10 protein-coding genes are annotated in these 12,428 nt (G+C 66.3%); 2 read left to right on the forward strand and 8 right to left on the reverse strand.

From position 1 onward, the window contains the following. Nucleotides 1-96: 96 nt before the first annotated feature. Both RND64_RS18290 and RND64_RS18295 read left to right on the forward strand, forming a co-directional pair. Nucleotides 97-1,668: a hypothetical protein gene (locus RND64_RS18290; RefSeq protein ID WP_331436244.1), complete on the forward strand. Its 1,572-nt coding sequence runs from the start codon at nt 97-99 to the stop codon at nt 1,666-1,668. Nucleotides 1,669-1,725: 57 nt separating this feature from the next. Beyond that, nucleotides 1,726-3,777 (forward strand): acyl-CoA dehydrogenase family protein, encoded by a 2,052-nt coding sequence (locus RND64_RS18295; protein ID WP_331436245.1) that lies wholly within the window; start codon nt 1,726-1,728, stop codon nt 3,775-3,777. 16 nt (nt 3,778-3,793) lie between these two features. On the opposite strand, the gene RND64_RS18300 is transcribed toward RND64_RS18295, so the two are convergent. From RND64_RS18300 to RND64_RS18335, 8 genes are all read right to left on the reverse strand, one after another. Then, on the reverse strand, nt 3,794-4,513 hold the full coding sequence (locus RND64_RS18300; RefSeq protein WP_290727392.1) for a hypothetical protein: 720 nt from the start codon (nt 4,511-4,513) through the stop codon (nt 3,794-3,796). Next, a complete protein-coding gene (locus RND64_RS18305) occupies nt 4,510-5,079 on the reverse strand; it encodes a hypothetical protein (protein WP_082937907.1) in 570 nt (189 codons plus the stop codon). The genes RND64_RS18300 and RND64_RS18305 overlap by 4 nt, the downstream gene beginning before the upstream one ends. Beyond that, entirely contained in the window at nt 5,066-6,115 is a 1,050-nt protein-coding gene (locus tag RND64_RS18310) for a DUF998 domain-containing protein (protein WP_049700775.1), read from the reverse strand. The genes RND64_RS18305 and RND64_RS18310 overlap by 14 nt, the downstream gene beginning before the upstream one ends. A gap of 359 nt (nt 6,116-6,474) precedes the next feature. Continuing rightward, complete coding sequence (gene hemB, locus RND64_RS18315) at nt 6,475-7,452, reverse strand: porphobilinogen synthase (protein WP_270484152.1); 978 nt, start codon at nt 7,450-7,452, stop codon at nt 6,475-6,477. An 11-nt stretch (nt 7,453-7,463) separates the two neighbouring features. Then, nucleotides 7,464-9,134, reverse strand: a complete 1,671-nt coding sequence (locus RND64_RS18320; protein WP_270484154.1) for a bifunctional uroporphyrinogen-III C-methyltransferase/uroporphyrinogen-III synthase — start codon at nt 9,132-9,134, stop codon at nt 7,464-7,466. Between the two features lie 52 nt (nt 9,135-9,186). After that, entirely contained in the window at nt 9,187-10,113 is a 927-nt protein-coding gene (gene hemC / locus RND64_RS18325; protein ID WP_270484157.1) for a hydroxymethylbilane synthase, read from the reverse strand. Then, nucleotides 10,110-11,504, reverse strand: a complete 1,395-nt coding sequence (locus RND64_RS18330; RefSeq protein ID WP_049700853.1) for a glutamyl-tRNA reductase — start codon at nt 11,502-11,504, stop codon at nt 10,110-10,112. Before RND64_RS18330 ends, hemC begins: the two co-directional genes overlap by 4 nt. A gap of 34 nt (nt 11,505-11,538) precedes the next feature. Further along, nucleotides 11,539-12,345 carry a redox-sensing transcriptional repressor Rex gene (locus tag RND64_RS18335; protein WP_290727402.1) on the reverse strand — a complete coding sequence of 269 codons (807 nt, stop codon included), beginning with the start codon at nt 12,343-12,345 and terminating at the stop codon, nt 11,539-11,541. Nucleotides 12,346-12,428: the final 83 nt, after the last annotated feature.

Raw genomic sequence — 12,428 nt, forward strand, 5'->3', positions numbered from 1 at the left:
CGCAACGTCGCGGATGCTCACGCCAGGCAGGGCACAACACGACAACAGTCAATCGCTACTCAAAGCCAGACGGAGTTCCATGGGGGGACGCATCTGATGAAAACCGACGTCGACGCCACAAGCATGTCTCGACGCACCGGCGGGTCGCGACCGGTCACCGCGTTGGGGGCTGCACTTGTCGGAGTCGGCGTCGTCTCGGCGTTGGCGTCGCATACGCCCACTCCCCCCGACGTTCAGGTGCCGACCGTGACCGCCGACAATGGCGTGAGGCTCGCCGGGAACTCCGTGGCGAACATTCCGACGAACCTCCTTCAGACGATCGCCAACATGCCTGCTGTCGAGTACGAGGGCATGAACAAGACGAGTGAAGCGCTCGAGAATTCCAGTAACTGGTGGCTCTACATCCCGACCAACGTCATCGGGTTCGACCAGCAGGACAAGCAGAAACTCGAAGGCACCACCCTGATGATGGTGCCGATTCCGCTTGTCGCACAGGCGAATTTCGAACAGTGGTGGATCACCATGGCCGCCAACGCGCCCATGACGGAGAACTGCACCGGCATCCCCGGGCCGTGTTCGGACGTCTTCTACTTCGACCAGTACGGGCAGGTGCCCACCTGGCAGCTGGTCTTGGGTTATCGCTTCCCGGAGATCCGCAACACCATCGATCCCAACCACGAGACCTACACCACTCCCGAGGGCAAGGTTGTCGAGATCCAGCCGGATTGGTCCGGCAAGTACTACAAGCTCGACCCGTGGGGACCGCAGAAGGCGATCTGGGAAACACTGACGCAGGACCCGACCGGCTATCGACCCGCGCCCACCGCCGACCAGTGGCTCAAGGCACTCAATCGCCTGGGCAAGGCGTCGTGGATCGGTCTGAACCCCAACGTCGAGGGCACGTATTGCCTTCCCTGCCAGCTCGGCGGGATCAAGGGCGCGCCGGATTCGCTGCCGAAACAGTATCTGTTCGGCAACTACTACTCGTTCTTCGATTTCGGGCAACCGCAGACCGAACACAACTGGGTGTACAACCGGCCCGACTACGACGAGAAGTCACGCCTCGACTACATCGAGGTGCGCAACGGGCAGGACCCGAAGGTCCAGCAGCAATTGCTCGCCGATGCCCGCGCTGCGACCACACCGGAAGCTCTGCGCGAGAGCACCGCGGAGTTCTACAAGAACATGGACGCGGTCGGCAAGCAGATCAACGAGAACATCGCGATCAACATCGAAGGCCTGCAGAAGGCATTCGGGGTCACGCTGGAATCCGGCCAGGATTTCCTCGATCAGATCGCGGAATCGTTTGGCGCGCAGCCAAAGTCGGCGTCGAACCAACCTCGTGTCGAGGTACGCAGCCAGATCACGATGAGCAGCACGCGTGCCACCCAGGGCTACGACGAGCGCGTGGCTCACCCGACAGCATCGAACTCCGCCGCGCCGCAGGTTGCTCACGCCAAGCCGGCAACGCGTCCGGCCCCGACAGACCCGTTCTCGACGCTCCGGACGCAGGTCGCCGATGTCAGCAAGCAGGTGTCCGACGCGGTCGCCCCGCTGTTGCCGTTCGGCCAGCATTCGAGCGCTCACGCGGCGCCTGGCAAACATGCTGCCGTCGACGGTTTCGCAGGCGGAAAGCACCGGGCCGTCGGTGTTCATCGCGCGTCGTAAGCCTGTCCTCGCGGGTATCGACCCCCACGGTCGGAATCGATCCGTAACGTAGAGCTCATGTCGACCCCAACCGAGAGTCCCTCGACGCCAGCAACCGACGACGATCCCAGCATCGACACGCCAGTCGCCGACACCAGCGAACTGTCCGAAGCCGAACGCGGTCTGCTCGTCGACAACCTGCGCTACGTACTCGACGGACGCTGGCGAGCCACCCGAGATGAAGTTCGACGACGCGCCAACCGCGCCGACCTGCTTCCCGATCCGTCGCGAACTCTCGAACAGGCGCGTGCGCGCATCCTCGAGGAGATGCGCGAACTGTCCGACGAAGGATTCGCGGCTGCCGGATTCGGCGCCGACCACGGCGGCACAGGCGACGTCGGGGCGTCGATCACCGCGATCGAGATGCTCGGCTACGCCGACCTGTCCCTGATGGTCAAGGCGGGAGTGCAGTGGGGTCTGTTCGGTGGCGCCGTCGAAAACCTCGGCACCGCAAGGCATCACGAGAAGTACGTCGCCGACACCATCAGCCTCGACCTCCTCGGCTGCTTCGCCATGACCGAGACCGGTCACGGTTCCAACGTGCAGGAACTCGAGACGACCGCGACGTACGACGCAGCCACCAAGGAATTCGTGATCCACTCGCCGACGCCGTCGGCCCGCAAGGATTACATCGGCGGCGCTGCCGAACACGCCCGCATGGCATCGGTTTTCGCGCAGTTGATCACTGCCGGTCCCGGCCAGGAGCCGGAAAGCTATGGCGTGCACTGCTTTGTGGTGCCGATCCGCGACGCCGACGGCAACGACCTCCCCGGCGTGACGACGAGCGACTGCGGCTACAAGGGCGGACTGCCCGGCGTCGACAACGGACGCATCATGTTCGACGAGGTGCGCATACCGAAGGACAACCTCCTCAACCGCTATGCCGACGTCGAGGACGACGGCACGTACTCGTCGCCGATCGAGAACCCCAACCGACGCTTCTTCACCATGCTCGGCACACTTATCCGTGGTCGGATCACGGTAGCGGCCACCGCCGGAGCCGCGTCACGTAAGGCGTTGGCGATCGCCACACGATATGGCTTGGTGCGCAGGCAATTCGACGCCCCGGGCGACGAAGAAGAGATCGTCATCCTCGACTATCTCGGCCACCAGCGAAAGCTGCTGCCGCTCATCGCGAAGTCGTACGCCATCGCATTTGCACAGAACGAGCTCACCGAGGAACTGCACGAGGTGCAGTCCGACACCCCGGCCGAATCGCCCGACGGCTCTGCCGACGATTCCAAGGCGGGTCGCCAGCGCGAGCTCGAAGCCAACGCCGCAGGACTCAAGGCTTACGCGACATGGCACGCATCTCACGCGATCAATGTCGCTCGCGAAGCATGCGGCGGCGCAGGCTATCTCGACGAGAACCAGATCTCGATCATCCGCGGCGACATCGACGTCTTCACCACGTTCGAGGGCGACAACACCGTGCTCACCCAGCTCATCGCCAAGGAAGTGCTTTCGGCCTACGCCGACGACGTCCAAGGCCTGTCAGCGGGCGGTTGGGTGCGGTTCATCGCGTCGATGGCGCGCGACGTCGTCGTCGAGAAGACCGCTGCGCGACAAGTGGTTCAGACACTCCTGGAGAGTTCGGACGAAGACACCGAGAAGTCGGCGCTCACCAACCGCGGTACTCAGCTTCGACTGTTCCGCAACCGCGAGGACCATTTGGTGCGCACCTGCGCGCAGCGTCTGCGTCGAGCTACCAACGACGACAACGATGCGTTCGAGGTGTTCAACAATGCGCAGGACCATCTGCTCAAGGTCGGGCAGGCTCGCACCGAGCGGATCGTGCTGGAGGCGTTCGTACAAGCCATCAACGACTGCGATTCACGCGCCGCGGCCGAGGTACTCGGCAAGGTGTGCGATCTGTTCGTCTACTCAGCCCTCGAGGCCGACCTCGGCTGGTTCATGATGCACCGCCACATCTCCGTGGAGCGCGCCAAGGCGATTCGACGCGGCGTCAACGAACTCTGCCAAGACCTTCGTCCCCACGCGGCGACGCTCGTCGACGCATTCGGCATCCCCGAGGAACTCATGGGCGCGCCGATGATCGACAACCACTGAGTGGTCGGGGGCTGGGTTAGCTGCTCGGCCCCCGCGGGGACACACCGAGTTGCACCGCGAGGTGCGCCTCGGTGAGTTCCTGCCGGAATCGTTCGACGTCGCGGGCCCACGCCTGGGCGAGCTTGCCGTCGACGAGCTTTACGCCGACGCCCTTGCGACGTCGCGGAACACCCGCGAGTTCTCCGAGCGCCGGAGCGCTCTCCCACTTTTCGTGTTCGGCGCCATTGTTGGCCGGGTAGATCTTGTCGATGTCGGCGAGCGCCATCAGCAATGTGCCCTGCTGCAGCGTGGTCTCGGTTAGTTCGACGCCGACGTGACGGCGCGCCGCATACACCTGGACGATCGAGAACAGCGTGATGATCGCTCCAAGGACCGAAATCCACAGCCAGTGCACGCGGCCGGGGCCTGCGATGTCCATCGCGAGCACGGCACCCGCGAGCACCGGGCCGATTGCCACGACCCACCAACTTCCGCCCTGCTCGACGAACAACGTCTCGCCACGATCCTCGGGAGCAGGGATCGGGTTCGCGGGGTCCTCGGGCTCGGCGGGTTCTTCACCGTCGGCAAGATCTGCGGACTGTTCGGGTTGTGCAGCTTCTTCGGACTCGTCGGTGGGGGCTTTGTTGCCGTCGGTCGATTCCTTGCTGCCGACATCGCCTTCAGGCTCGACGCTGCTATCCGCTGACTCTGCGGGTTCTGCGCTGCCATCGGCGGGATCGTCAGCGGCAGAGCTCACGCTCTGTCCCGTTTCCGGTCCTGCTTGTTCCGCGCGGACGCGGCGCCGTTGGCGCCCGATCGGTTCTCGGCGGGGCGTGTATTGCCGCCCGGCCTGCTCTTGCCGTTCGCGACGCGACCCTTGCCGCCCGACTTACCCTTGCCCGACGTCGACTTCTCCGGGCACTCGGGTGGGCTGCCCGCGTTGAACCACGCGTCGGCTTCCGGCCGGTAGGCGAACAACGACCCCAAGAGTCCAATGACTGCTGCGAGCAGCGTGAACGCCAGGGCTGGATCGCCGAAACTCAGGAAAACCAGCATGATCACCACGACCAGCGTCAGCGCCGCCAACGAGGAGCGCCAACGAGCATCCCCGACGTAGGCCTTGCTGCCGAGCAGCACGTACGCCACGCCGACCGCGATCACGATGATCCCGATCCCGATCGGAAGCAGCGTCGGGCCGTCGGCAAAGATGCCTGCCAGGATGTAGACGACACCGAGCAGTCCCAACAGAACGCCGGACGCTATCCAGCATCGATACGCCCAGGTCACCATCTTCGGGCGTTTACTTGCGTCAGGAAGGGTCACTGCTTTGCTTTCTGTCTGTCGACGGCTCGCTGTGCGGCGTCGACTCGTTCTCGCGGCTGTGGAGACGCGCCTCGACGGATCGGTCCCCCTCTTCGGAAGCGTAGTCGCCGTGGCCCGTTCCCGACGGCGTGCCGACTGTATTCGGATCTTTCTGCAGCGATCCGGTCTGGGGTGTTGCGTTTTGGGGTGACGTGCTCTGGGGTGACGTGCTTTGGGGTGATGCCGCCTCGGTGGTCGTCGGCGGCTGCCAGCCCCGGAGTCGCGCCTCTTCTTCCCAGGACGTCGGCGTCGGCGAGTTCTGGGGATAGTAGGCGTTGTCGGGATACTGGCCACCGGCCGGAGGCTGGTCGGGTGCTTGTCCGTACGACGGAGGCGCGACCTGCGGGTACGGCGGTGTCTGCTGGTATGGCGGTGTCTGCTGGTACGGCGGAGCTTGAGAGTAAGGCGGGGCCTGCGGGTACTGGGGTGGGTACGCGGGAGGCGCGGGGTACCCGGGCGGCGTGGTTTGCGGTCGGCGGTAGTCGGCCATCGCGCGGCAGTAGGCGTCGGACTCACGTCTCAGCAAGAGGATGGTCGCGCCCAGCGCAGCGATGCCACCGATGGTCAGGGGGATTCCGGTCCACCAGGGATCGACGCCCCCGATCAGCGAGAACGCCATGTCGATGAGAACGAAAACTCCCATCGCACCAAGCAGGACCCGCGCCCAGTTGTATCCCTTGCGCACAAACCAGACGAAGGTCAACGAGATCGCGGACAGGACCACCGCGGTGATCACCGTAATCGCGATCAGGAAGCCCGAGGACGTCATGAGGTCTACCTCTGCGCGCGGGGTATCGGCGGGGAGGTCGGAGGCTCGCTGGTTCATCATGTCGCGCAGGGTCGGATACTGCGCGACGGCCGTGACTATCCTGGCGATGACCACGACAATCCACAGCTCACACGCGATTGCCACCGAGTCGGGCAGCTTCGGGCGCTTGTTCTGCCCGTCGGGCTGCGCGGACGCGGGGTCGCGACGCGGATCGAGAAAATGCGACATAGCTCCAGCGTAATGAACGCAGCTTGGTGCGCGATGAGGACCTGCGGAGCGCGGCCGCGTACACAACTCGGACGCCAGCGCGAGGCCACGACAATAATTTCGATCACCCCCCGCTGACGTCACGATTGTGTACGCACGCCAGACCACGACCGGCGCCGATACCCGACGGCTGCGCGAGGTGGTCTCGACTCGGGTCCTCGCTGCGCTCGGGCCCGCTCGACCAGCGGTTGTGGCCGCGCCGTCCAGCCAGCGAGGACGGGTCCGGCGGCCGGCGCGTGTGGTCTCGACTCGGGACCTCGCTCCGCTCGGGCCCGCTCGACCAGCGCGAAAGCGCGCCGCGCGACCAGCGGGAAGGCGGCCTAGGCCAGCTTGGCGGCGACCTCGGTCGCCCAGTAGGTGAGGATGATCGAGGCGCCGGCGCGCTTGATCGAGGTCAGCGACTCGAGGATGGCGGCGTCGCGGTCGATCCAGCCGCGCTCGGCGGCGGCGGTGATCATCGAGTACTCACCCGAGATCTGGTAGGCCGCGACGGGAACGTCGGAGATCTCGGCGACGTCGCGGACGATGTCGAGGTAGCTCATGGCGGGCTTGACCATCACGATGTCGGCGCCCTCGTCGAGGTCGAGGCGCACTTCGCGGAGCGCCTCGGTGCGGTTGGCCGAATCCTGTTGGTAGGTACGACGATCGCCCTGCAGCGACGACCCGACAGCCTCGCGGAACGGGCCGTAGAACGCGGACGCGTACTTCGCCGAGTACGCGAGAATGCCTGTATCGGTGAGGCCTTCGGCGTCGAGGGCGGCGCGGATCTCGGCGACCTGGCCGTCCATCATTCCCGACGGACCCAGAAGGTGCGCACCGGCACGGGCCTGCGCGAGTGACATCGACACGTAGCGCTCGAGAGTCGCATCGTTGTCGACGCGGCCGTCGTCGGACAGCACGCCGCAGTGCCCGTGGTCGGTGAACTCGTCGAGGCAGGTGTCGGCCATCAGCACGGTCGAGTCGCCGAGATCGTCTGCGAGAACACGCAATCCGCGATTGAGAATGCCGTCCGGATCATCGGCGCCGGACCCGACTGCGTCCTTGTCCTCGGCCTTGGGAACACCGAACAGCATCAGCCCGCCGACGCCCGCGCGCACGGCTTCGTCGGCCGCTTTACGCAGCGAGTCGAGCGTGTGCTGCACGACGCCGGGCATCGATCCGATCGGGCGCGGATCGTCGATGCCGTCGGCGACGAACATCGGCAGCACGAGATCGGCTGGGCGCAGCGCGTTCTGCGCGACCAACCGACGCATCGCCGGTGTGGTGCGCAACCTGCGGGGTCGAATAATCGGTGCCATACGCCCCACCTCTACGACCGCGACCGCCGCGACTTCTTGCGCGGAGGAGGCAGCGCGCCCTCGGCCCGCAGGCGAGCGGCATGCTCGGCGAGGGCGTCGACCAGTTCGGTCACCGATGCCGACTCCGGCTGAACGTCGACGCGCAGTCCGAATTCGGTTGCGGTCTCGGCGGTCTTGGGACCGATGCACGCAACGATGGTGCGCGCGTGCGGCTTTCCGGCGATGCCGACGAGGTTGCGGACCGTCGAGCTCGAGGTGAAGCAGACGGCGTCGAATCCGCCGGTCTTGATCATCTCGCGCGTCTCGGCGGGCGGCGGTGCTGCCCGCACGGTGCGGTACGCGGTGACGTCGTCGATCTCCCAACCGCGATCGCGCAGACCCTCCGAGAGGGTCTCGGTGGCAATGTCGGCGCGCGGCAACAGGATTCGGTCGACCGGGTCGAAGACGTCGTCGTACGGCGGGAAGTCTTCGAGGAGCCCGAGGCTCGACTGCTCGCCGGACGGAACCAGCTCGGGGTTGATACCGAACGTCCGGACCTTCTCGGCCGTCGCTTCGCCGACACAGGCGATCTTCACGCCGGAGAACGCGCGAGCGTCGAGTCCGAACTCGGCGAACTTCTCCCACACGGCACGCACCGCGTTGGTCGAGGTGAACACGACCCACTGGTAGCGACCGTCGACGAGTCCCTTGACGGCGCGCTCCATCTGCGCCGGGCTGCGGGGCGGCTCGACGGCGATGGTCGGCACTTCCTTGGGCACAGCGCCGTGGCTGACGAGGCGTTCGCTCATGTCGCCTGCCTGGTCCTTGGTGCGGGGCACCAGCACGGTCCAGCCGTAGAGTGCGCGCGACTCCCACCAGGAGAGCTTGCCGCGCTGGCTCACGACCTTGCCGATCGTGAGGATCAGCGGTCCGCTCAGCGCGTTGCCCTGCTCGTTGAGCGTGGCCAGCGTCGCCTCGATGGTGCGCTGCGCGCAGGTGGTGCCGTTGATCGTGATCGCAACGGGCGTCTGCGGGGCGAGACCGTGCTCGGTCAATGCGCTGGCGGTCTCGGCGAGGTGGCCCGACGTCGCGTGCAGCACCAGCGGTCCCGGTGCTGCGGCGAGCGCGGCCCAGTCGACGCCTTCGGCGCGGACGTCGGCCTCGGTGTGGCTCGAGCCCAGCGGCATGCCCGCATAGCTCGGGACCACGGAAGCCGCGGGCAGTCCTGGCAGCACCTCGAATGCGACCGAGGTGCGCGAGACGGCGTTGACCTCGGACAGCACCGAATCGGTCGTCAGCGGATCACCGGAGACGACGCGGACGACGTCGTCGCCCTCCTTCGCTGCGGCGACGAGGGTGCGAGCGACCTCAGCGGGATCGCCGAGTGCGGGATGGACGATCTGGTCCTGCTCCTCGACGGCGTCGTCCGCGGCGGTCGACGAGTCGTCGGACTCGTTCTCGTCGGTGGCCTCGTCGGCCTTCTTCGTGTCGTTCTTGGTGCTCTTACGCGCGGATTCCGCGAGCTCCTGCCGGTGGGCGGAGCCGATCATCGCCACGACGGCTGCTGGAACGTCGGGATCGATGAAGGCGGTCGTCGCATTCGCGATCACTGTCCGCGCACGCACGGTTAGCAGGTCGGGATCGCCGGGACCCGATCCCACGAAGAGGATTCGACCCGGATTGGCCTTCTTCGTACGGCTCATGCGTTCGCACTCTCCTGCCCTCGTCGAGAGGGCTGCAGTTCTTCTCTGCTGCTCAGGAGTTGACGAGTTCGCCCGCTCCCAGATCCAGCAGTTCGGCGGCGAGGCCTCGTCCGAGTTGTGTGGCGTTGTCGACCGGACCCACCACCGAAGCGCGGATCACATCGGATCCGTCCTCGGCCGCCACCGCCGCACGGAGCGACAGTTCGGCGAAGATGCGCCCGTCCTCATCGATCGACTCGACCACTTCGGCTATCGCACCGACCGGTGCGGTACATCCGGCTTCGAGAGCCGCCAATACCGCACGCTCGGCGTCGACCGCCACGCGGGTGGCCTCGTCGTCCAACTCGGCGAGAATTCTCACCAGTTCGGCATCGTCGGAGCGGCACTCAACTGCCAGTGCACCCTGCGCCGGTGCTGGTAACAGCACCACGGGATCGAACGCTTCGGTGACCTCTTCGGCCCTGCCGATGCGGACGAGTCCGGCACGGGCGACAACGACTGCGTCGAGTTCGCCGCCGGCGACTTTGCCCAACCGAGAATCTAGGTTGCCTCTTAGGGGGCGGATTTCCAAACCGAGACCCAATGCTTTAAGCTGTGCCGCCCTTCGCGGGGAGGACGTACCGATCGTCGCGCCGGGAGGAAGCGCCCCGAGTACGAGGTTACCCCTGCTGACCAGCGCATCTCGTGGATCTTCCCGAGGTGGGACAGCCGCGATCACCAGGCCCGGATCGGGTGCTGTCGGCAGGTCCTTGTAGGAGTGGACGGCGACGTCGACTTCGCCCGCATGCAGCGCGTTGCGGATGGCCGTCGTGAACACTCCGACGCCGATCTCGGCGACCGGGGCCGCCGACGCGTCACCCGCCGTCTTGATGATGACCAGCTCGGCGGGATGCCCGTTGGCGGTCAGGGCGTCGGCGATGGTTTGAGATTGGGTACGGGCGAGCAGCGAGCCTCGCGTACCGATGCGAATGGGGCTCAACGCTCTCCCTGATCGGCCGACGTTTCGCCGACTCCATGCTTGTCGCCCAGACCGCTCTCCGGCGCCGATACGGCTTCGGCTGCGCCCGGCTTGAGCTCGAAGAGTTCACGCAGCGCCTCGGCGTAGTGATCGCCGTTGGGCGTCGAAGCGAGCTGTTTGACCCGGACCGTGGGGGCGTGCAGGAGTTTGTCGACGACGCGTCGAACAGTCTTGGCGACCTCGTCGCGCTGAGCGCCCTCGAGGTCGGGCAGGCGGGTCTCGAGCCGGAGAATCTCCGCCTCGACGACGTCGGCTGCGCGTTGACGCAGTGCCGCGACGGTCGGCGTGACCTCGGCCTGACGCTGCAGGGTCAGGTAGTCGGAGAGCTCGCCGCCGACGATCGAGCGGGCAGCGGCGGTGTCGTCGTGAGCGGCCTGTGCCTCGGAATCGCCGCGCAGACTCTCGATGTCGATGACGTGGACGCCGGGCAGGCGCGCCGCGGCGGGATCGACGTTGCGGGGCAGCCCCAGGTCGCAGATGATCAGCGGCTGCACAGCAGTACGTGCGGCCAGTGCCGAATGCACCTCGCCGACGCCGACGACGGTCCCGATGGAACCCGTGCATGCGACGACGACGTCCGCGGAGGCCATCACGGCAGGCAGGTCGTCGAATCCGACGCCGCGCACGGCGACTCCGGGATGATTGGCCGCGATATTGCCTGCGAGGTGCTCCGCGTTGGCGACGGTCCGGTTCACCACGACAAGCTCGCGGACGCCTTCACGGGCCAACTGGGCGGTCGCAAGACCCCCCATGGCGCCGGCGCCGATGACTACGGCTCTGCGCAGCGACTGCTCGGGATCGATCTCTGGCGCCGCCTTCTGCAGCAGATGCTGGGCGCGATGCAGCGCAACCGACACGACCGACGCTCCCGCGCGGTCGATCCCGGTCTCGGAGTGCACCCGCTTGCCGACGCGCAGGGCGTGCTGGGCGAGCTCGTGCAGGGTACGGCCGGTGGTCTTGTTGGCGTCGGCGTCGAGGTAGGCGTTGCGGATCTGACCGAGGATCTGTTGCTCGCCGACGACGATCGAGTCGAGGCCTGCGGCGACGGTGAACAGATGCTCGACGGCGGCCTCGGAGTAGCGGACGTATGCGTGGCGGGTGAGGTCGTTGATGGAAAGCCCGGAATGATCGCCGAGCACGTCACCAACGGCTTCGAGTGCGGGGTGGAATGCGTCGACGACGGCGTAGATCTCGACGCGATTGCAGGTCGAGACGAGCATCGCCTCGGAGATCGCACGCGACGACAGCAGGTCGTCGACGAGCTTGGGCCGGTCGTGGTCGGCGACCGCGAGTCGCTCCAGAACGTCGACGGGTGCGCTCCGATGGCTGATTCCGAACAGCAGAACACTCACCGCGTCACCGTCTCCATCGCAGATCTCGCACTCATCATCCTTGACCCACACTCCGTATGTCTGTTCTGGGCACGTCCGCGACGCCGACCCCCGGCAGTTGGTCAACAGCCAGATCGTCGCCGGACCCCTTGGCCCTGAGCGGCACGTCCACAGGCAGGTCGACATGGCCCTGCTGCCCATCTTCCCCGACAGACAACGGGGTGCGTGACGCGTGGAACGTCAGCACCTGCAACTCCAAGGCTAGATCAACCTGTCTGACGACGACATCGGAGTCCGTCGACAACGTTGCGGCGGTCACGTTCAGCAGTTGCCGGATTCCCGCGGCGATCAACGCGTCAGCTGCGCGTTGTGCCTTGTCAGGACCGGTGGCGATCACCCCGATGTCGACCTGGCCGATCGACGGATCGTTCGCAAGAGAAGCGAGACCGGCGCACGGGGAGACCACCACGTCGTCGACGACGGTCCCTATGACGTCCGGATCGTCGTCGAACATCGCGACGACCCGGAAGGTGCGGTCGGTGGCTGTGTGCGCGACGAGTAGGCGACCGAGGGTGCCTGCGCCGACGAGCACGACGGTGTGGACGGTGTCGGTGTGCAGTGCGAGCGCGATGCGGGCGGTGAGGCGTCCGACGTCGTATCCGACGCCGCGTACGCCGTTGGCGCCGACATGGGACAGATCTTTGCGGAGGATGGCCGGGTTGACTCCCGCCGCGGTCGCCAGTTGGCCGCTGGAGGCGATCAGAATGCCCCGCTGCCCCAGGGAGCGCAGAACGTGGAGGTAGGTGGCCAGGCGCGTCACCGACGGCTCGGGGATGCGATCAGACGCCGACCCGATAGCCATTGCGCACACTCACTTTCGACTAACCCGACCGAAGGATCAGCGTAATACGCGGCCTTCGACGCTCGGCACGCGACCCGCGGCGG

It is taken from the genome of Gordonia sp. w5E2 (assembly GCF_036540975.1).
Taxonomy (GTDB): domain Bacteria; phylum Actinomycetota; class Actinomycetes; order Mycobacteriales; family Mycobacteriaceae; genus Gordonia; species Gordonia jacobaea.

What these genes read in the sequence shown, in the direction of transcription:
- hemB (WP_270484152.1), bottom strand. Translation starts at nt 7,452, where the DNA reads ATGGCACCGATTATTCGACCCCGCAGGTTGCGCACCACACCGGCGATG.
- RND64_RS18335 (WP_290727402.1), bottom strand. Translation starts at nt 12,345, where the DNA reads ATGGCTATCGGGTCGGCGTCTGATCGCATCCCCGAGCCGTCGGTGACG.
- RND64_RS18290 (WP_331436244.1), top strand. Translation starts at nt 97, where the DNA reads ATGAAAACCGACGTCGACGCCACAAGCATGTCTCGACGCACCGGCGGG.
- RND64_RS18320 (WP_270484154.1), bottom strand. Translation starts at nt 9,134, where the DNA reads ATGAGCCGTACGAAGAAGGCCAATCCGGGTCGAATCCTCTTCGTGGGA.
- RND64_RS18310 (WP_049700775.1), bottom strand. Translation starts at nt 6,115, where the DNA reads ATGTCGCATTTTCTCGATCCGCGTCGCGACCCCGCGTCCGCGCAGCCC.
- RND64_RS18295 (WP_331436245.1), top strand. Translation starts at nt 1,726, where the DNA reads ATGTCGACCCCAACCGAGAGTCCCTCGACGCCAGCAACCGACGACGAT.